Origin of the sequence: uncultured Roseibium sp. (assembly GCF_947496995.1) — a bacterium.
Lineage (GTDB): Bacteria > Pseudomonadota > Alphaproteobacteria > Rhizobiales > Stappiaceae > Roseibium.
In genome coordinates this window covers 925,422-943,509 of the sequence record NZ_CANMFD010000002.1, presented here as the reverse complement: position 1 = coordinate 943,509, position 18,088 = coordinate 925,422, and the positions used below count along the sequence as shown (strand labels likewise).

The 18,088-nt window shown below is 57.0% G+C and carries 19 protein-coding genes and 1 tRNA gene; 6 read left to right on the top strand and 14 right to left on the bottom strand.

What is annotated here, in order from left to right; genetic code table 11:
* The coding region (locus Q1B40_RS12850; RefSeq protein WP_299814836.1) for a hypothetical protein at positions 1 to 216 on the top strand (216 nt) is incomplete at its 5' end.
* Positions 217 to 299: 83 nt separating this feature from the next.
* On the opposite strand, the gene Q1B40_RS12845 is transcribed toward Q1B40_RS12850, so the two are convergent.
* From Q1B40_RS12845 to Q1B40_RS12815, 7 genes are all read right to left on the bottom strand, one after another.
* On the bottom strand, positions 300 to 794 hold the full coding sequence (locus Q1B40_RS12845) for a hypothetical protein (RefSeq protein WP_299814833.1): 495 nt from the start codon (positions 792 to 794) through the stop codon (positions 300 to 302).
* Positions 784 to 1,266 (bottom strand): DUF4760 domain-containing protein, encoded by a 483-nt coding sequence (locus Q1B40_RS12840; RefSeq protein WP_299814830.1) that lies wholly within the window; start codon positions 1,264 to 1,266, stop codon positions 784 to 786. Before Q1B40_RS12840 ends, Q1B40_RS12845 begins: the two co-directional genes overlap by 11 nt.
* Before the next feature lie 438 nt (positions 1,267 to 1,704).
* Positions 1,705 to 1,781: transfer RNA gene (locus tag Q1B40_RS12835), tRNA-Pro, on the bottom strand.
* Between the two features lie 8 nt (positions 1,782 to 1,789).
* On the bottom strand, positions 1,790 to 3,121 hold the full coding sequence (locus Q1B40_RS12830; RefSeq protein ID WP_299814827.1) for an O-antigen ligase: 1,332 nt from the start codon (positions 3,119 to 3,121) through the stop codon (positions 1,790 to 1,792).
* Positions 3,118 to 4,734 carry an undecaprenyl-phosphate glucose phosphotransferase gene (locus tag Q1B40_RS12825; protein ID WP_299814824.1) on the bottom strand — a complete coding sequence of 539 codons (1,617 nt, stop codon included), beginning with the start codon at positions 4,732 to 4,734 and terminating at the stop codon, positions 3,118 to 3,120. The genes Q1B40_RS12830 and Q1B40_RS12825 overlap by 4 nt, the downstream gene beginning before the upstream one ends.
* The gene (locus Q1B40_RS12820) at positions 4,734 to 5,963 is read right to left on the bottom strand and encodes a glycosyltransferase family 4 protein (protein WP_299814821.1); all 1,230 of its coding nucleotides are present in this window, start codon (positions 5,961 to 5,963) and stop codon (positions 4,734 to 4,736) included. Before Q1B40_RS12820 ends, Q1B40_RS12825 begins: the two co-directional genes overlap by 1 nt.
* A 106-nt stretch (positions 5,964 to 6,069) precedes the next feature.
* Positions 6,070 to 6,627 carry a polysaccharide biosynthesis/export family protein gene (locus tag Q1B40_RS12815; protein ID WP_299814818.1) on the bottom strand — a complete coding sequence of 186 codons (558 nt, stop codon included), beginning with the start codon at positions 6,625 to 6,627 and terminating at the stop codon, positions 6,070 to 6,072.
* Between the two features lie 233 nt (positions 6,628 to 6,860).
* Between Q1B40_RS12815 and Q1B40_RS12810 the strand changes: the two genes are divergently transcribed.
* On the top strand, positions 6,861 to 9,248 hold the full coding sequence (locus Q1B40_RS12810; RefSeq protein ID WP_299814815.1) for an exopolysaccharide transport family protein: 2,388 nt from the start codon (positions 6,861 to 6,863) through the stop codon (positions 9,246 to 9,248).
* Positions 9,249 to 9,265: 17 nt separating this feature from the next.
* On the opposite strand, the gene Q1B40_RS12805 is transcribed toward Q1B40_RS12810, so the two are convergent.
* Positions 9,266 to 10,486: a GNAT family N-acetyltransferase gene (locus tag Q1B40_RS12805; RefSeq protein ID WP_299814812.1), complete on the bottom strand. Its 1,221-nt coding sequence runs from the start codon at positions 10,484 to 10,486 to the stop codon at positions 9,266 to 9,268.
* A gap of 382 nt (positions 10,487 to 10,868) precedes the next feature.
* Here Q1B40_RS12805 and Q1B40_RS12800 point away from each other — a divergent pair, with 382 nt between their 5' ends.
* Entirely contained in the window at positions 10,869 to 11,969 is a 1,101-nt protein-coding gene (locus Q1B40_RS12800; protein WP_299814809.1) for a polysaccharide deacetylase family protein, read from the top strand.
* On the opposite strand, the gene Q1B40_RS12795 is transcribed toward Q1B40_RS12800, so the two are convergent.
* Positions 11,929 to 12,144, bottom strand: a complete 216-nt coding sequence (locus Q1B40_RS12795; protein WP_299814806.1) for a DUF2842 domain-containing protein — start codon at positions 12,142 to 12,144, stop codon at positions 11,929 to 11,931. The genes Q1B40_RS12800 and Q1B40_RS12795 overlap by 41 nt on opposite strands.
* A gap of 283 nt (positions 12,145 to 12,427) precedes the next feature.
* Between Q1B40_RS12795 and Q1B40_RS12790 the strand changes: the two genes are divergently transcribed.
* A complete protein-coding gene (locus Q1B40_RS12790; protein WP_299814803.1) occupies positions 12,428 to 13,540 on the top strand; it encodes a COX15/CtaA family protein in 1,113 nt (370 codons plus the stop codon).
* Between the two features lie 51 nt (positions 13,541 to 13,591).
* Here Q1B40_RS12790 and Q1B40_RS12785 read toward each other — a convergent pair whose 3' ends face one another.
* The 5 genes from Q1B40_RS12785 to Q1B40_RS12765 all read right to left on the bottom strand — a co-directional run bounded on the left by Q1B40_RS12785 (position 13,592) and on the right by Q1B40_RS12765 (position 16,571).
* Positions 13,592 to 14,872: an O-acetylhomoserine aminocarboxypropyltransferase gene (locus Q1B40_RS12785; RefSeq protein ID WP_299814800.1), complete on the bottom strand. Its 1,281-nt coding sequence runs from the start codon at positions 14,870 to 14,872 to the stop codon at positions 13,592 to 13,594.
* 170 nt (positions 14,873 to 15,042) lie between these two features.
* Positions 15,043 to 15,174, bottom strand: coding sequence for a hypothetical protein (locus Q1B40_RS12780; protein ID WP_299814797.1), 132 nt, complete (start codon positions 15,172 to 15,174; stop codon positions 15,043 to 15,045).
* 136 nt (positions 15,175 to 15,310) lie between these two features.
* Positions 15,311 to 15,484 (bottom strand): hypothetical protein, encoded by a 174-nt coding sequence (locus tag Q1B40_RS12775; protein ID WP_299814794.1) that lies wholly within the window; start codon positions 15,482 to 15,484, stop codon positions 15,311 to 15,313.
* 169 nt (positions 15,485 to 15,653) lie between these two features.
* A complete protein-coding gene (locus Q1B40_RS12770; RefSeq protein ID WP_299814791.1) occupies positions 15,654 to 15,860 on the bottom strand; it encodes a hypothetical protein in 207 nt (68 codons plus the stop codon).
* A 180-nt stretch (positions 15,861 to 16,040) separates the two neighbouring features.
* Complete coding sequence (locus tag Q1B40_RS12765; RefSeq protein WP_299814788.1) at positions 16,041 to 16,571, bottom strand: CoA-binding protein; 531 nt, start codon at positions 16,569 to 16,571, stop codon at positions 16,041 to 16,043.
* A 354-nt stretch (positions 16,572 to 16,925) separates the two neighbouring features.
* Between Q1B40_RS12765 and Q1B40_RS12760 the strand changes: the two genes are divergently transcribed.
* Together Q1B40_RS12760 and Q1B40_RS12755 are read left to right on the top strand one after the other, a co-directional pair.
* Positions 16,926 to 17,444: a hypothetical protein gene (locus Q1B40_RS12760; RefSeq protein WP_299814786.1), complete on the top strand. Its 519-nt coding sequence runs from the start codon at positions 16,926 to 16,928 to the stop codon at positions 17,442 to 17,444.
* On the top strand, positions 17,437 to 18,087 hold the full coding sequence (locus tag Q1B40_RS12755) for a hypothetical protein (protein WP_299814783.1): 651 nt from the start codon (positions 17,437 to 17,439) through the stop codon (positions 18,085 to 18,087). The genes Q1B40_RS12760 and Q1B40_RS12755 overlap by 8 nt, the downstream gene beginning before the upstream one ends.
* Position 18,088 lies beyond the last annotated feature (1 nt).

Sequence of the window (18,088 nt, the reverse complement as noted above, 5' to 3'; positions counted from 1 at the left end):
CAACAGTTCTGGGGCAACGCGTGTTCAGTCGGAGATCATGACGTACCTGAACAAGGTGGGCCCCAGATGCCGCTTACCCTTGGCTGGTGGTTTAAGGTGCACCAACGGCGGCTGAGCGGACGAAGCGCCAATCCGCTGCGGCTGCGCGAATGTCTGCTTGACTTGGACGCCGGGCGAGAAGTGCTGCATTTGGGAATGCTAACGTTCGAAGCGTAATGCGGATCAACGGGCCATGGCGCCGGCGGCCAGGGAAATTGATGTATCTGAAATTAAGCCGTTAGTTGCTTAATGGATCTGGCTTAGTCTGCTTCAAGAAGCCCCGTTGGGGCAGGTAAGACTCCTGGTGCGTTCAGATCTTCAAGTTGAGTTCCTGTTCGTCCACTTTGACTAGATTGCGGTACAATTTCAAAGCCAAGAGAGCGAAAAAAACTGGACGAAATATCCTGCGCAGACAAAAAGAACAAAATCATGATCAACGTAAAGATAATGTTGGAAATAACTCCCAATAGAACGCTTTTGCTTGCTCCGAGAACAGCGCGAGATCGGCGTTGCGATCGAGTGGAACTCAGTGCGCCTTCTAAGTAATTCTCGCTAGCTCTGTTAACTAGAGAAGTGACCCCAGTTGGCCGAAGTAGCGTTTGTTCGATCTGCCTCTTGCTCCAATTCGGATTCTCTTCTGAAACCGACCAATAGTCACGTAGGTATAAGTGGACGCTTTCCGCGAGCTCACCATCACTCAAATTTTGGCTTGCGACTTCCAAGCGAAGCTTTTCGTAGGCCTCTTCACTTATCATTCAGCCGCTCCCAGCGACGAACAACCCTTTCAAAGTTGGCATACAGCCTCGGGTTGCTGGTAGCCTCGCGGATGTTGAGAATATAGATTCTAAAGTAATGAAACGCCTGAATGAACATACTCCGTGCGTAGTCACGGCATGTGTCTTCATCGAGTATTCCTTGATTCAATTGGATCGAAACCATCTCTAGCGTATTGAGGTGTTTCACCAACATCTGCTGTTTTGGGTCCGTCTCGGGAGTAAAAACAGCATCGCTTTGGGGAGCAAGCATCGCAAGAGCAACTTCGTCAAACTCATTATAGGGGAAGGAAAACTCGTTGAAAGACGCTAAGAACTCACCGGTGTATTGTTTTCTTCGCTGTCGATTAAGTTCCCGAAGCTCAAAAACGATCAAAATCGTAGCCACGGCGGTGATTAACGAAAACAAGGTGCCACCGATAAACGCAACAAATTCAAAAAAGAACGACGACAAATCCACATCTCCGCTTTGGTCTGCGTATTTTATACGGTTAAGAGCATGTCGGGCAATCTATCATTGATGCTCAAATGTAGCTGCGCGGAAGCGCAGCGCAAGGGTGCTTCCAATGCCTCAACTCTCGCTCTGCATGCGCCTCCTGCCGGTCGAGCGTGTCTCCAAGGCTGTCAGCTGTGCTCCTGTGGGGATCCAGAAATCGTGTTGATCGTAGATCGACAAAGCAAACCTTCGAGCGCAGTGCAGAATCAGTAATTATGGGCTCGGAGCTGCCATTCGCTGCATGGCGCCATCACTAGGCCGAGGTTGCAACCTGCTAAAATGAAATGTGAGAACAAACGGGGGTCAAACTGTCAGGCTGACCAATAGATGCACTGGGTTTCATTGCAATTTCATTGCAGAGAAATTTGCAAAAAAAGCCTAAGTATTTGAAATGTTTGGTCGGGCAGGCCGGATTTGAACCGACGACCCCTTCACCCCCAGTGAAGTGCGCTACCAGGCTGCGCTACTGCCCGAACGGACCCTACCTAGCTTGTTCGCCTGCCGAGCGCAAGCCGCTTGTTGCGGTGGCTGTGGCCGGACCTGAAAGATATGCGGAGCGCCGTGCGGAAAGCTGTTTGAGGTGCTGCCTGCGCTCCATCTTGTCCGTCGCGATCATGCCCCAGGCGAGGCCGTAAAGCATGTACATGTGCCGCCAGTGATCGGTGTCAATGATCACCGACAGGATCAGATGACCGGCGAAAACCGCGAAGATTGACTGGGTGAACGCCGTCCATGGCCGCGATTTGAACAGCAGCGGCACCATGGCGAGAAGCGTCCACAGCGCCAGGACGATATAGATCGTGCCGCCGAGCCAGCCGTAGGTCGTGAAGCCCTTCAGATAGACGTTGTGCTCGTCTTCGGGAAAATATTTGTTGAATTCCATCGCGCCGATGCCGAGCGGGTGTTCCATCACCATCTGGAAGCCGAGCGAATAGCGGGCGAAGCGGCCGAGGCGGGCGCCGTCATAGTCCTGAACGAGCCGGGCGCGCTGGTCGAACATGGCGGACACCGTGTCTATCGACAGAGCCGCCGCGATCAGGGCCGCGACGGCGACAATTCCCGCCACGCCCAGGAACACCAGCCGCGCACGCCGCCGGGGTGTCTGCTCGGTGACGAGCGCCAGCATATAGACCAGCAGGACGGCGGCAATCAGAAGGCCCCAGGCTCCGCGCGAAAAGCTCAGGAAAATGCCGAGCAGTAGGATGGTGAGCGGCACCAGCAGGGACAGGTTTTTCAGGACGGAGTCCTTCAGGAGCCGCTGCAGCAGGAGGACCGTCGGCAGAACCAGGAACGGGCCGAACACATTCGGGTCCTGAAAGGTGCCGCGGGCACGGTCGTAAAGCGTGAAATAGCCGGCACCCGGAAACAGCTGGAAGTAGCCGGCGATGCCGATGGCGGCCACAAGAACCGCGCTGATCGTGTAACCGCTCTGGATGATCCTGAACCTGCCCGGATCGTCCGCCAGAACGGCGGCGTAGAAGATGGCGGTGATCGCCAGAAAACCGGAGATGGCGATATACATCATCGCTTCGCCCATCTCCCGGGCCATCGGAATGGAAGCCACGCCGCCGGCGATATAGAGCATCAGGCAGATGATCAGCGGACCGAATTCGCGCCGCAGCTTCAGGCCGCAGGCGAGCCAGACGACGGTGACCAGCGCCATGTAGAGTTCATAAGGCGCCGGTTCCTCGATGACGAAACCCGACAGGAAGGCCGCCAGCCACAGGGCGCCGTTGCCCAAGCTCCTGGCCGGAAGACCGGCGGGCGAACGCGCGAGGTGCGCGCCGCCATAAGGGGCGGCCGCGAGGCTCAATAGGCATTCTCCGTATTGAGCAGCCGGAAGGGTGTCAGCAGCAGGATTTTCAGATCGAACATGATCGACCAGTTTTCGATGTAGTAGACGTCGCACTCCACCCGGTGCTGGATCTTCTCCGGCGTGTCCACTTCACCGCGCCAGCCGTTGATCTGCGCCCAGCCGGTGACGCCGGGTTTCACCTTGTGGCGGGCGAAATAGCCGTCGACCACATCGTCCCACGTCTTGTTGTCGGTGTGTGCGTTGACGGCGTGCGGACGCGGTCCGACCAGCGAAATTTTGCCGGCCAGAACGTTGAAGAGCTGCGGCAACTCGTCGATCGATGTCTTGCGGATGAACCTGCCGACGCGTGTCACGCGCGTATCGCCCCGGGTCACCACCTTTTTCGCGTCCGGATCGGCCTGTTCCGTATACATGGAGCGGAACTTCAGGATCTCGATGATCTCGTTGTTGAACCCGTAGCGCTTCTGTCTGAACAGGACAGGACCCTTGCTGTCGAGCTTGATGGCGATCGCCGCGGCGATCATCACCGGGAACAGCGTCACCAGCGCGAGTGTTGCGAACACCAGGTCGAAAATCCGCTTGGCGACCATGTCCCAGTCGGCAATCGGCTTTTCAACCACGTCGACAAACGGCACCGTGCCGATGAAGGAAGCCCCGCGGCTGCGGAAACGGACCTTGTCGGTATGGGCGGACAGACGGATATCGACCGGCAGCACCCAGAGCTTGCGAAGCAGTTCCAGAACCCGCTTTTCAGCGCGCAGCGGAATGCAGACGATGAGCATGTCGATGCGGGCCAGCCGGGCGAACTCGACCAGTGCGTTGATGTTGCCGAGCTTCGGATAGCCGGCGACCACCGGCGGAGACCGGTCGTTGGAACGATCATCGAAGATGCCGCAGATGCGGATGTCATTGTCGGCCTGGGCCTCGATGTCATGGATCAGTTCGGCTGCCGCCGTTCCGCCCCCGACGATGATGGCGCGCCGTTCCAGGCGACCGGAATTCATCCAGTGGCGCACCAGCAGGAAGACGACCAGTCGCGACGCGCACAGGCCTGTCAGGCCGAGAGCGAACCAGGATCCTGCCCATGCATCGGGAAAGCCCGTGCCGATGCCGGTCGTGGACCGGAGAACCGCGAACATGGCGAAAACCAGGGTCCAGCCGGCCGCGACACGTCCGAACTGCGACAGGCCCTGACGCATGACAGGGACCTGATAGCAGTCGGCCGCCTGAAAGAAGGCGAGCGCGAACAGGATGGACATTCCGACAGCAAAGCCCTGCATCAGACTGAAACCATCGCCGCTTGAAGCGGTGCCGGCAGCGATGAGGGCTGTCGATGTTATCAGCACGATGTCCGTCAGGCGGACCAGGCCGGTGAGGACCGGAATGGAGAGACCCTTGCCGCCGAGCCCGCGCGCGATCTCGCTGGCTTCAGCGGTCAGGCCCGAGTGACCCGTCGACAGGGTTTCGATGTTTGTCGATCCGGTGACACTGCCGACTGTCTGCCGCAGATGCCTTTCCAGCTGGCGCCGCAATCCGTTTGCATCGTTTGCGGGCAGAACCGGATCAACCGGATCGACGGGATCGGTCGGATTGAAAGCCTGGTTGCTCATCACCTGTTGCCTGATCTGGCATAGACTGCCTGACCGCTGCGGCTGGCTGCCGTGCCTTCTGTCGTCTGGGGCACGGCTTCGTCGACTGGGGTCAAGCCCTGAACTTCCTGATAGAGCGTGGTGATCCGGTCGTTCATCAGATCGGTGGAGAAGGTCGCGGCGAGACATCTTTGCAGCTCGCCGGCCTCCCGTTCCATTCGGGCAGGATCTTCAAGCGCCTCTTCCATTGCGACCGTCAGCTTGCCGATGTGTCCGGGCTCGATCAGCCGGTTGGCATAGCGTCCGAAAATCTCCGGGATACCGCCGACCCGTGTCGCGATGAGCGGGCGTTGTGCCGCCACCGTTTCCAGAATGATGTAGGGCATGGCTTCGGCGCGCGAAGGAATAACCACGTTCCTGGCAAGCTTGAAGGCTTCGCGTGCGGGCAGAGCGCCGTGAAACGTGATGGCGTCCTCCAGACCGAGTTTGCTGACCATGTTGCGGTAGCGGTCTTCCTGGGGGCCTTCGCCGACAATGTGCGCCCGGGGGGCGGCGCCGGTCTTCAGGCGGATGTTGTAGAGCGCCTCGATGAACAGGTCCGGCCCCTTCAGGTCGCGGAGCATGCCGATATAGAGAAAGTCCCCGGCGTCCTCGTTCACGGTGACCGGGGCGAATTCCTCCGGTGTCAGTCCGTTATAGACAATCCGCGACTTGGCTTTCGGATGGCCGACCTTGCTCTCGTAAGCGGCCGACTCGTAATCGGAGACGAACACGAGACCGTCCGTGATGCGGCCGAGCAGCCGCTCAAGGGTGTGATAGACGCGCCCTTCGAGACGGTTCGGGTCGTAATGCAGGCTGCCGCCATGGGGGCAATAGATGCGGGAGACCTTGCTTCCGAACAGTCTGAGACCGCTGCCGATCATGCGGACATAGGCACCGCCCTTGGCGCCGTGTCCGTGCAGAATGTCGGGTTTGAGATCGCGAATGTGGCGGTAAATCGCCAGGGTCGCCGACATGTCCTTGGGTGTCAGCTGGCGCTGCATGGGAAAGCGCGCCAGACCGAGGCTCAGCTTCGGCCGCAGTTCCTCCAGGAACCGGTTGTCGAATGTGCTGCCAGTGCTGCTGTCGCAGATAAGTCCGACATCATGTCCGGCTTCCGCCTGGGCGGTGGCCAAATCGCGGATATGGCGGAAAATTCCGCCAATCGGCGAGCGGACACAATGAACGATCCGCATGGGGTTCGTCGTCATGGTGCAGTATCCCTGTTACCACCCCCAGGCCTCTTTTGGGCCCTGTGAGGTTCGGTAGCTGCACCCTAGCAAAGGGAGGTGAGTCTCCGGTTAACCGACCGTCACTCTAGAAATAGCGTTCGCGAACGTAAATTGTGTCTCCGGGACGCACCGGGTCCGAAATGGGCACACGTCCGTTTAGGATTTCGCCGTTGATCTGGCGGGTGATATCCACATCGATCTGCTGTGCCCTCGGGCTGAATCCGCCCGCCGTTGCGATGGCATTCTGCACCGTCATGCCGGCCACGTAATTATATTGGCCCGAGCTTTGCACTTCACCCATCACGAAGATCGGCCGGTAGGTATCGACCTCGACGGAAACGTCCGGATCGCGGATATAGCCCTGCCGCAATTTGGCGGCGATTTCCGCTGCCAGACTTTGCTGTGTCTTGCCGCGGGCAGCGACGCTGCCCACCAGCGGGAAGGAAATATATCCAGCCTGATCAATGACATAGGTGTTTGAAAGGTCGTCCTGTCCGAACACGATGATGCGCAGCTTGTCACTTGAGTCCAAGCGATAAGGCTGTGTCAGCGTCTCATGAAAAGCTGTCGGCGGCTGCCTGTACCCGCTGCATGCAGCGAGACCCAGGCAAAGGCCCAGGACAAGAAGCGCTCTCATTCGCATCTACGACTCTCCTACTATTCGCGGACAGCATCGCGCCTTATGGTTAATCGAGGGTGAATGGAGAAAATCCGCCTCCGCGCATATCGTCACAATTGCGAATGCATTAATTAACAGGCCCCTTTGTGCAATTGCATGGGCCTTAACCGATCGCTTACCCTAATTCGACATAGTTTGCCGGAATTGTGGAGATTCAAGTGATGAATGGCGAGCGGCGAACAGTTTCCGATGATGACATGGCAGTGGACCTGGGCGGTCTGCTGCGGACGATCGGCCGTTCCCTGGGCTGGCTGTTGCCGCTGACCCTGTTCGTGGCGGTTGGGGTGTTCCTGGGGCTGCAATTCGTCGCTCCCAAATACAAGGCCGAAGCCCGGATCCTCATCGAGAGCACCGACAACAACTTTCCGGGCGGCGCGCGCGGGGTGGAAGAGGAAAGGGCGGTTCTCGACAGCGAGGGCGTCGCCAGCCAGGTCCAGCTGCTGATGTCTGCGGATCTGGCGCGGCGGGTGGCGAACAAGCTCGATCTCGCGGCAATCCCGGAATTCGACGCCAGGGGAACGGGCACGCTGGTCAGCAACGTGATGTCCTTGATCGGCCTTGGCGGCAGGACCACCGCCAACAGCGCGGAAGAACGCGTTCTCAAGCATTTTTACGAGAACCTGCAGATCTACCGGCTGGAAGGCTCGCGCGTCATCGCCGTCGACTACCAGGCGGAAAATCCGGTGCTGGCGGCGCGGGTCGCCAATGCCATCGTCGACGAGTATCTTTCCATTCAGTCAAGCGCGAAGCGCGCGACCACCGAACAAGCTTCCGCAGCGCTCGAACCTCAGATCGTCGAATTGCGCAAGGAAGTTCAGGCCGCCCGCAAGGCCGTCTCCGATTTCAGGGCGCGGGCCGACTTGCTGATCGGCGCCGACAACATTCCGCTCAATCAGCAGCAGCTTGCCGAAACAAGCAGCGACTATTCCGCCGCTCAGGCGACCAAGGCCGAGGCGCAGGCCAAGGCCGACCTCATCCGCGAAATCCTGAATTCCGGCGGATCGCTGGAAAGCGCCAGTGAAGTTCTCGGGTCCGCGCTGATCCAGAGGCTGCGCGAGCGGCAGGTCGAAATCCAGTCGAACATCGCCGAGCTGTCCATCACGCTGCTGCCGAACCACCCTCAGCTCAAGGCGCTTCAGTCACAGCAGGGCGACTACGACCGGCAGATCCGCAACGAAGCGCGGCGGATCCTCCAGGGACTGGAAAATGACGCCAAGGTTGCCAACCAGCAGGCGCTGGCGCTGGAACAACGTCTCAATGAACTGAAAACCGCTGCGGCGCGCTCGAATGCGGATCAGGCCCGCCTGAGCGAACTGGAACGCGAGGCCAATGCCAAGGCCGCCCAGCTGGATCAGCTGATGCTGAGCTATCAGGAAGCCGATTCCCGCTTGCGGGCGCAGGTTCTCCCGGCCGATGCACGTATCATTTCCAGCGCGAGCGTTCCGGCAGAACCCTCTTCGCCGAAGATTGTCTCCACCACGATCATTGCTGCGCTGGTGACCTTCATTCTGGGATGCGCCTTCGTGCTGATGCGTGAATTCCTCAGCGGAAACGCCCTTTACCGCATGAGTGATGCTGCTGACAGCAACGCCCGCGATGTGCCGGCGGCGCCTCGAAGTGAAGGAAATGACTGGGGACGCGGCTACTCTCAGTCCTTTGCGAACTATCGCATGGACGAGGATGTGCGGGAGGAGCCGGTGTCGCCGGAGCCGCTCGCGGAAGAAAAGCTGCCGCTTACTGAAGAAGACCATGACGCAGCCGCAGAGAAAACGCACGAGCGGCTTTCGCCGTTGACGAAGGATCCAGAGCGGAAAAAACGCCGCAGCGTGCGCTCGCGCGACGACCGTGAAGCTGCTTCCGATTGGGCTCCCAGCTGGGCACGCAACTGGGGCAGGGGGGCAGGCAGCCCCGGCATCAAGGAGCCGGTGGCACCGGTTGATGAACAGGAGCCTGTCGGCAGAAACGGGGCAGACAGAAACACTGCCGCAATGGCGGCCGGTGCAGGTGAAGCGGTGCCGACCACATTCGCGGAAGATATCGAGGCTGCGGGACGGATTGTCGTGCTGAGCGTCGATGACGACACGCTGTCACACGATCTGGCATTCGATCTGGCGCGAAAAGCTGCAAAAGCGGGCAAGTCCGCGCTGATCATGGAAGTGTTCCCTGAACACCAAGACAAGAAAGCGGCTGAAGGGTTTTCCGACATCATCGCCGGCGACGCGCCGTTCGCGAAGGTGGTCTACAGGGATGCGGCCACGAAAGCTCATATCATCGAGGCCGGTCGTCTGGCGATTACCGATGCAATGGTCAATTCCCAGCGATTCAAACTGGCACTCGAGGCGATCAAGTCGACCTATCAGACCATCGTGATCGACCTCGGAGCGATAGACGGAACGCTTGCCAGTGCGCGCATGCTGAGTTTCGCCGACCGTGTTCTGATCGCAGCGAGCGCACCCGACCACAGTCACGAACTGCAAAGCGCGGCCAACCTTCTGGCGCACAATACCGGTGCAAGTGTCGAGGTCGTGATTTCCGGACAGACCGGCTCTGATCCGCGTCGCAACGACGACGGTCACGCAGCATAAGATAAAGGTGAGAGTGGTCAGCTCAGGCCTGCTTTCCACTTGCGCACACGGCGGACAAGTGGCCACAAATAGCCTGAATTGCGGATCGCGGACTTCAATTGAGTGCGCGTTCTGTCGAGCCCCTTTTTCAGGGAACCCTTCCAGGTGAAGGCAATGAAGCTGTCCTTCAGGGAAACAGGATCGGCCCAGGCTTTCTTGTAGGGCTCTGCGCCGAGACCGAAATCCAGCATGGTCAGCTTCTCGTCCGCGCAGGCGCAGCGCAGGATTTCCAGGAACAGGATATTCCCGGGGCTGTTGGCCTCCATGTCGTCGTGGGAAATACTGTTGCTGTAGGAATAGATCGTGCCGGAATGCTCGATGCACAGATAGGTGGCGCGGATTGCGCCTCCGACGTCCAGGAACCAGACATCGAGCGGCCGGTTCTCTGCCTCTGTGTTGAGCAGACGCGACAGGAAGTCGACCGCGACAGGCGTCGAGAAGGCGTTGGGTATCCCGGCCTTCGCCGCACGCTTCGTGCGCTGGTCCACAAAGGCATTTAAACCTAGGCGGATGTCTTCAGGAGTCTGTGCCTTGACCACCCTGTAGTCCCCGACAGCGCGCAAGAGCCTTTCCTTGCGCAGCAGTTTCTTGCGCGCGGACTTGCTGTGGGTTTCCGTGAACAGAACCTGGAAGTCCGAAGGCAGGGACCGCATGAACACCGGACTGGGGCTTGGTGCGGCTCCGTGGAGCACCAGAGGGTGCGGTCGGCCGAGCCAGTTTTCCGGAACGTTCTGAAGCGCGAGAAGGTCCACGCCTGCCTGCCTGCAAAGGCTGAAAAGAATTTCCTCGATTTCTTCCCGTCCGACCTGCGCATAGAAATCCGCGTCCCAGCATCCGGTATTCTGGTTGCCGTTCTGATGTCCCAGGAAACCGAGCGTCCGGACGCCAGCGGAGACTTCAGCGCCCATCGGCAGGAGAAGAACCGCTTTGCCTTGCCGATGGACAACGGCGATCGCCGGTTCAATCCCATGCTCTCTGCCCAGGGTTTCATACCAGGCAGACACCCATTCAAAGGATTGATACGGGTTGGCGCATCCCGTTTCCATAAGGTGTTGCCAGTCGGCCCTGGCGTCGGCGAGTTGCGTGAATATGGACACTTTCAGCGCGGCGCCCTTGCCACCGATTGCCTGTCCACCTGTGGCGGCGGAAGCAAGAGGCGTCGGGGTGTCGACGTGAGACAAACGGTTTTGAACGAGCATCGGAACGCACTGGGAGTGTTGCTGGCGGATCGGGCGAAGTCTCGCTAGATTTAGCAATAAATATTAAAGAAACCGTGCCTTGATACCAAAGACCGTTGATTATGACTCATCTGACCGGTTTCGGAGGGTTTTCGGCTAGGAGCTCGTCGCAGTGCGATGCGGGGTATCGGGCAAGACGTGCGACGCCGTCCGATAACCCTCCAAAACCGGCCTTCGGTGGGCCATTCCCATCCGCCGGACTTCGTTGCGTTGCTTGCCAGGCCAACCAGGCCGTGCTGCGCAACGCGCCTCGCCGCCGGCCGGGAATGACCCATCAGATGGGTCATAATCAACGCTCTTTGGTATAACTGGTGTCCGTTTCAAGTTTGGGTGTCTCAAGCGCATGGGTTCACGTCACAAGGCAATATCGCACGCTTTCGGCGTCCTGGAAAAAACAGGGCTCAGCCGGTTGCTGGCTCCGTTCACCCGGGGCTGCGGCGCGATTTTCATGATGCACCATGTTCGGGCAGCGCGGCAGGACGCTTTTCAACCCAACGGCCACCTTGAGATCACGCCCGAATTCCTGCGCCTTGCCGTTGAGCGCGCGCGGGCGAACGGTTACGAGATCATCGCACTCGATGAAGCCATCGATCTTCTGAAAACCGGTTACGGGAACAAGCGTTATGCGGTTCTGACCTTCGATGACGGTTATCGGGACAACCTGGAAATTGCCTATCCCGTCCTGAAGGCGCTTGAGGCGCCGTTCACGGTGTTCGTCGCGAGTGGACTGGTCGACCGCTCAACGGAGCTCTGGTGGATCGCGCTCGAGCGCATCATTGCCGAAAACGATGAGGTGGTCTTCTCCGGAGGGGCTGAAACGGGCGGCGTTCCGTGCAGGACACTTGCGGAAAAAGAGGCCTGTTTCGCGCAACTGGTCAATCACCTGACGCTTGAGGTCGGTGAGTTTGACCAACGGAAGATCATCCGCGCGCTGTGTGACCACTATGTTGTCGATCTGGCAGCCCTGGCCGATGAACTGCTGATGAATTGGGACGAAGTCCGTCAACTGGCGTCGGACCCTCTTGTGACCATCGGGGCTCATACGCACGATCATTTCGCTTTGGCGCGTCTGGATGCCGACGCGGCGCGCGCGGACGTTCTCAAGGGCGTGGATCGTCTGGAACAGGAAATCGGCATGCGGCCGAAGCATTTCGCCTATCCCTACGGATATTCTCAGGCCGTCAGCCTGCGCGATGCGGACATTCTGCGCGAAATCGGGTTTGCCTCGGCGGTGACGACCGCTCCCGGTGTGCTTCAGTCGGTGAACGCACGCGATCTGATGATGCTGCCCCGGGTCTCTTTGAACGGACATTTCCAGGATGGAGCGGTGGTCGACCAATATCTGACCGGCGTGCCCTTCGCGCTTTACCGGACGGCCCGCTGGGCAGCCTCGGGTTTTGGCCTCAGGTCCGGTTTTTCCCGCCTTTTTCCATCCACCAGATGATGGCGCCGGCCGGGATCACCCAGATCAATCCGGCAATCGCGAAATAGGTGAAGCGCACGAGCGTCGATGCGGTCTGGAGAGTCATGTCGCCGATCACCATGGCGATCAGGGCATAGACCACGACAAAAACCACCAGAAGCACCATGCCGACGAATTTTCTGAACGAGGGAACCATATTGGAAGTGTGTCCGTGACCTGGCTGAACGAATTTGTGCGCTTGCATATGCTTTCACATCCAAGCGCTGGGATCTGGCGGCGCTTATAGCCTGCATGCCCGCCAGGTAGCAACGCCCGGAATGGTCGCAGGACATCCGTTCATTCGAAAGAGAATTCAACCTCACGGGAGAGGCAGATTGCCGCAAAACTCTCCCGTGCACTTGCCGTTTCACAATTGTCTCTATATTTCCGCACCTTGATAGCCCTGACTGAATAAGAGGCAATTGGGCCGGAGAAGAAACATGACGGTAGCGGCAAGCACAAACGGCGTGGCGACATCCGTGTCTCCGGTCAGGCTGGCGCGCATAAGGCAGAACCGGAAACTGATCCGCTGGTGGCTTTATGGCGTGTGTGCCTTGATCCTGGCCATGGTCGTGGTTGGCGGGGCCACCCGTCTGACCGAATCCGGTCTGTCCATCACGGAGTGGAAGCCGATCCACGGTGTCATTCCGCCGCTCAGCGAAGCCGAGTGGGAAGATGAGCTTGAGAAATACCGGCAGATCCCGGAATACCAGCTCATCAACAAGGGCATGAGCCTGGAAGAGTTCAAATTCATTTTCTGGTGGGAATGGGCGCACCGCCTGTTGGGCCGCTTCATCGGGATAGCCTTCTTCGTTCCCATGCTCGGCTTCTGGGTCGCCGGCCGGATCGAACCCTGGTTGAAACCCAGGCTGCTGATCGGACTGGGGCTGGGAGGCTTGCAGGGATTTGTCGGCTGGTGGATGGTGGCGTCCGGCCTCGTCGAACGGGTGGATGTCAGCCAGTATCGCCTGGCGATCCACCTGACACTTGCTTTGGTCATATTCGCCTATCTGTTCTGGATCGCCCGCCGCCTTGCGCCACTGCCTGACCCGGATCCCCACGAACGAGGACGCCTTGCGGGCCTCAGTCAACTGTTTCTCGGACTGGTTTTCCTGCAGATGTTCCTGGGCGGCCTCGTTGCCGGTCTCAATGCCGGTCTCACGTTCAACACCTGGCCATTGATGGATGGGCGCATTGTTCCAAACGGGCTGCTCGTGATGCAGCCGGTCTGGCTCAACTTCTTCGAGAACGTGATGACCGTCCAGTTCCAGCATCGGATGACGGCTTACCTTCTGGTCGTGCTCGGTCTTGCGCTGATGTACAGCACATTCAGGGTAAGCCGCCGTGCGGAACTGCGGCGGGCCGGCGCACACCTCGGCGGTTTCGTTCTGCTGCAGGCGGTTTTCGGTATCCTGACCCTCGTGTGGATGGTGCCTTTGCCGGTCGCATTGCTCCATCAGGGGTTCGCGGTGGTGGTTCTTGCCGCGTCGATAGATCATCTGGCCCTTCTGAAAGGGGCCTTCCCGGTCAGGGAACAGGTGGCAAAGACATAAAAAGAGCCCGCCAATTCGGCGGGCTCTGCTTTTTGGTGAGGACCTGCGGGATCAGCCTGACAGTGCCTGGTCCAGATCGGCAATGATGTCGTCGACATCCTCCAGACCGACGGAAACCCGCACCACGTCCGGCCCGGCGCCCGCGACCGTTTTCTGCTCGTCCGTCAGCTGCCGGTGCGTTGTGGAAGCGGGATGGATGATCAGGCTGCGGGTGTCGCCGATATTGGCCAGGTGCGAGAACAGCTCGACCTTTGACACGAGATTGACTCCAGCTTCGTAGCCGCCCTCGACACCGAACGTGAAGACCGCACCCGCGCCCTTGGGCATGTATTTCTGCTGCAGGGCGTGATGCTTGTCTTCGGGCAGAGCGGCGTAGGAGACCCATTTGACCTTGTCGTGACCCGACAGGTGAAGCGCCACCTTCTTGGCATTGTCCGAATGGCGCTGCATGCGCAAAGGGAGCGTCTCGATGCCTGTCAGGATCATGAAGGAATTGAACGGCGAAATCGCCGGGCCGAGATCGCGCAGCCCGAGCACCCTGCAGGCGATTGCGAAAGCGAAGTTGCCGAAGGTCTCATGCAGCACGACGCCCTGATATTCGGGTCGCGGCTGGGACAGCAGGGGATAATTGCCGCTTGCCGACCAGTCGAAGCTGCCGCCATCGACGATGATGCCGCCCATCGAATTTCCATGGCCGCCCATGAACTTGGTCAGCGAGTGCAGGACGATGTCCGCGCCGTGCTCGATCGGACGGCACAGATAGGGCGTGGCCATCGTATTGTCGACAACCAGCGGAACGCCCTTGGCTTTGGCGATTGCGGCAATGGCCTCGATGTCGACGACGATACCGCCCGGGTTGGCAAGGCTTTCAATGAAGATCGCGCGGGTTCTGTCGTCGATCGCCGCTTCAAAGGTGCCGAGATCCGCCGGATCGGCCCATTTGACGTTCCAGCCGAAACTCTTGAACGAGTGGTTGAGCTGATTGATCGAGCCGCCGTAAAGCTTGTTCGCTGCGACGATATTGTCGCCGGGCTGCATCATTGAGTGGAAACACAGCAGCTGGGCGGAATGGCCCGAAGCGGTGGCAAGCGCTGCGGTTCCGCCTTCAAGTGCCGCAACCCGTTCTTCCAGAACGGCGGTCGTGGGATTGGTGATGCGTGTATAGATGTTGCCGAAAGCCTGAAGGCCGAACAGGGAAGCCGCGTGATCGACGTCGTCGAACACGAAAGACGTCGTCTGGTAGATGGGGGTAGCCCGGGCCCCCGTCGCGGGATCGGGCGCCGCACCGGCGTGAATGGCAAGGGTTGAAAAACCCGGTATCTTGTCGCTCATCAAAAAACCTCCCTGTTTGAATTTCGGCCAGTTTGGCCGAAGCGGAAGGGAAGTCAAAGCAGGAAATTCCGGATTTAGCGATCAACGGAAAAAAATTTAGCGTCAATAGGTTAGGGGAGATCTACCGGGCAGGGCGCACACGGTTTCAACGAATTTTCGGCTATAGCCGGTCAACCCTGACGGTTGGACTGTCGCTTGCGAATATCGGTTTTCGCCAGAAAATAGACGCCGAAAAGCAGACCGGTGGCCAGCAAGGGCAGGCACCAGGCCAGCGGGGCGGTGTTACCGAGCACAGTGAGCATGACAGTCTCCAAGGACATTCTTTTTTGCCTTGCAAGGCTAATTACCGGCCGGGCATGTAAATAACGAGAAGAATTTCAGGAGATTTTTCAGACAATTAAATTAAAATTCGAATGAAACCGGCTGGTCCGCCGTGCATCAGTCGCGCTGGTCCACCTTGCTGAAGGCAGTCTTGTCTTCCGGTGAAACGGAAGCGACATTCCGCAGTGGGAAGGGATAGCCTTTTTTGCTGCCTTTCCGGTCCATCCGGATCAGCACAAGCAAGCCAGTGATCAGGACCAGAAATGCAATACCGGAATAGATGTTGAGCATTTCCAGAAATCCCCTGCCAATCTTCCGATAACACCGGAGCCAAACATGGCTCAGGTAGCGTGCAGTCTCGCTAAGACCCTAGCAGGAACACGCATAGGTTGAGAAGTGTGGGGAGTTACATTCCTGTGGATTTTGGAACAATACAGTGATCGAAAGAAAGGTTTCGAACCTAGCGAAGCATGCGGCCGCGGCGTTTTCGATCTTTGGACCCTGCTTGCAATGGAGGGTCTTCCGGTGCCCAGTGTTCGTCCCGCTCGGCGAAAGGGGACCCGGGTTCGGCGCGGTGGACCACGGCGAACAGCAGGAGGGCAATCAGCCCGGCCATGGCCATCAACACCCATTCCATCGCTGTAAACAGGGTCGGGTCCTGTGTCATTTCACGCTCTCCAGCAGACAAATCCGATCGCGGGTCCGACAGGCGCGAACCCGGACAAAGGACTATCAGGCGCGTATTGTGCGAAGCTGGTGTAAAGGGAAGGTGCCTCGGGCAAGCGGCGCAACGCTGCCGATAGGCTGCCTTCCGCCATCAAATGCTTCCAAATCGACGCTTTACGCTCTAACCGGGCTTTTTCCCGGAAAGGCCGCGGTGCTGGAAGCCGGACTTGAGGGAAGGCCGTTTGGAAGACAGTGTTCTGGAATTGACGCCTGCCCAGCCGATCTCACCGGACAAACGGCCATATTCTATCTTCGGGCAGCGGTCCATGATGACCTTGATACCTGCGGCTTCCGCCCGTTTTGCAGCCTCGTCGTGGCGCACGGTTAGCTGCATCCAGATCACCTTCGGCAGGTTTCCCTTGGCGAGAACCTGGTCGACGATCTGTCCCGCGGCTTCAGAATTGCGAAATATGTCGATCATGTCCGGCACGCCAGGAAGGTCGTCTAGAGACGGGTAGACCCTCTGTCCCAGGATCTCCTTGCCTGCCTGCCCGGGATTGACCGGCCAGACCTCGTAGCCCTTGGCCAGAAGATATTTCAGCACAAAATAGGAGGGCCGGACGGTGTTGGCACTGGCGCCCACCATCGCGACGGTTTTCACCTCGTCCAGAATGCTCTTTATGTAGGTGTTGGAATAGCTGTCGTGATTCATGCGCTGGAGGTCCTTCGGTAGGCCGCGCTATCCAATGCGAAATGCCCCATGCAGTATCCTTATCTTCGAATTGGATGTTGTCCATCCCGTAACTGATAAAGAAATAGCATTGAAATGAATAATTTAGTAAATCTAAAATATGAAAATATTTATTGATAGTCATACTTGTTTATTTGGTTGTAAATTATGTTTTGAGAACATGGCAGCCTCCCCAGGAGGACAGGTTGCGATAAATAGATTTCACTTTTAATGCGTTCGCGTAAAATTAAAATTAACTTGTAACTGAACATCAGTCCCTACTAAAATACATCTATTAGTGGAAATTTATCAATAAAAATTCTTTAGGGCGTACCTATGAGTAGCAAGAATATAGAAAAAGATGATGGTTACGTCGATAAACTCAGGAAGACGATTCCGGGGGATTTAACAGCGATCTACTTAAGCTTTAGGGTTGTAGTTGCTTCCGTATATGACTTTGTTCCAGTCGAAACAGTTTCAGCTGAATCTCTCGCCGAAAGCTTGACTTATGTTACGTACCTTGTTCGATTTATGCTTCCGCTTTCCCTAGTTGCTATGTTATATTTATATTTTGTGTCGGAGGTGACCAGCATTATTCAAATAGTCGTGATTATAATTTCATATATATTTTGGATGGTGTCTCTTGATATCAATGCGATATCATTCGTTCTGCAGAATTTTGACTCGATTACAATTCTTGGCCCATATGGTGATATAGTCCTTCGCGACAGAGTTACGTTTATAGGTATTACACTACTATGGACATTCTCCATTCCGGTAATTTACTCTATCGCACAAAATTTTGGATGGATGGGGAATGCTACCTCTGATGAAGGGGAAGATTTAGATGATTAAATATTCTTATATGCTGGGCCTGTCTCTGATTGTTTGGAGTATTTCATTTCATGAGGTTTATGCAAATGATCATTACAAGGTTGCCGATAGAAAAAATATTTCACGGAATGTTTTTTTGACAGCAGATTATGCTGGCTGGCTGGCGCAAGTTCAGGAGTTTGGATCAGGGCGCACGCAAGAAGAGCAGGCAAAGAAGGCTGAAAAATTCAATGTTCTCAAGAAAAATCATTGCCACTTTTTGTCACGTGAAGATGTCAATAAAAACGTTGTATGGTACATGATCAATAACGGCGCTTTATCTGAAAATATTCGAGGTGCCGCGAAGATTAGAGTTTATGCTAGGCATTATTCTTATGGAATTACAACTGATGGTCAATCTAGGAAGCTTGACCACGATAACAGTTATCCAACCCTCAGAGAGATCAACATAAACCCTGACATAATTAATGCCGATTGGAAAAAGCGCGTTGTTTTCTTCACCACTAAAAGTGATTTGGTGGAAATAGATATTTCGGCACAGCGAAAAGACTTGAAGAAAGTATTTGATGGAAAGTATTTTATTGTTTCTAATAAAAATATAATAAAAGATAATCTAATACCAGCCTGCCGTCGGAACAATATTCTTCTCGGGTGGTTTAACTAAA

Bases quoted from the DNA above. Each gene is read 5' to 3' on its own strand.
- Q1B40_RS12780 (WP_299814797.1), bottom strand. From the start codon at position 15,174: ATGCTCACTGTGCTCGGTAACACCGCCCCGCTGGCCTGGTGCCTGCCC.
- Q1B40_RS12765 (WP_299814788.1), bottom strand. From the start codon at position 16,571: ATGAATCACGACAGCTATTCCAACACCTACATAAAGAGCATTCTGGAC.
- Q1B40_RS12760 (WP_299814786.1), top strand. From the start codon at position 16,926: ATGAGTAGCAAGAATATAGAAAAAGATGATGGTTACGTCGATAAACTC.
- Q1B40_RS12845 (WP_299814833.1), bottom strand. From the start codon at position 794: ATGATAAGTGAAGAGGCCTACGAAAAGCTTCGCTTGGAAGTCGCAAGC.
- Q1B40_RS12770 (WP_299814791.1), bottom strand. From the start codon at position 15,860: ATGACACAGGACCCGACCCTGTTTACAGCGATGGAATGGGTGTTGATG.
- Q1B40_RS12820 (WP_299814821.1), bottom strand. From the start codon at position 5,963: ATGACGACGAACCCCATGCGGATCGTTCATTGTGTCCGCTCGCCGATT.
- Q1B40_RS12790 (WP_299814803.1), top strand. From the start codon at position 12,428: ATGACGGTAGCGGCAAGCACAAACGGCGTGGCGACATCCGTGTCTCCG.
- Q1B40_RS12825 (WP_299814824.1), bottom strand. From the start codon at position 4,734: ATGAGCAACCAGGCTTTCAATCCGACCGATCCCGTCGATCCGGTTGAT.
- Q1B40_RS12815 (WP_299814818.1), bottom strand. From the start codon at position 6,627: ATGCGAATGAGAGCGCTTCTTGTCCTGGGCCTTTGCCTGGGTCTCGCT.
- Q1B40_RS12805 (WP_299814812.1), bottom strand. From the start codon at position 10,486: ATGCTCGTTCAAAACCGTTTGTCTCACGTCGACACCCCGACGCCTCTT.
- Q1B40_RS12775 (WP_299814794.1), bottom strand. From the start codon at position 15,484: ATGCTCAACATCTATTCCGGTATTGCATTTCTGGTCCTGATCACTGGC.
- Q1B40_RS12800 (WP_299814809.1), top strand. From the start codon at position 10,869: ATGGGTTCACGTCACAAGGCAATATCGCACGCTTTCGGCGTCCTGGAA.
- Q1B40_RS12785 (WP_299814800.1), bottom strand. From the start codon at position 14,872: ATGAGCGACAAGATACCGGGTTTTTCAACCCTTGCCATTCACGCCGGT.
- Q1B40_RS12810 (WP_299814815.1), top strand. From the start codon at position 6,861: ATGGCAGTGGACCTGGGCGGTCTGCTGCGGACGATCGGCCGTTCCCTG.
- Q1B40_RS12795 (WP_299814806.1), bottom strand. From the start codon at position 12,144: ATGGTTCCCTCGTTCAGAAAATTCGTCGGCATGGTGCTTCTGGTGGTT.
- Q1B40_RS12755 (WP_299814783.1), top strand. From the start codon at position 17,437: ATGATTAAATATTCTTATATGCTGGGCCTGTCTCTGATTGTTTGGAGT.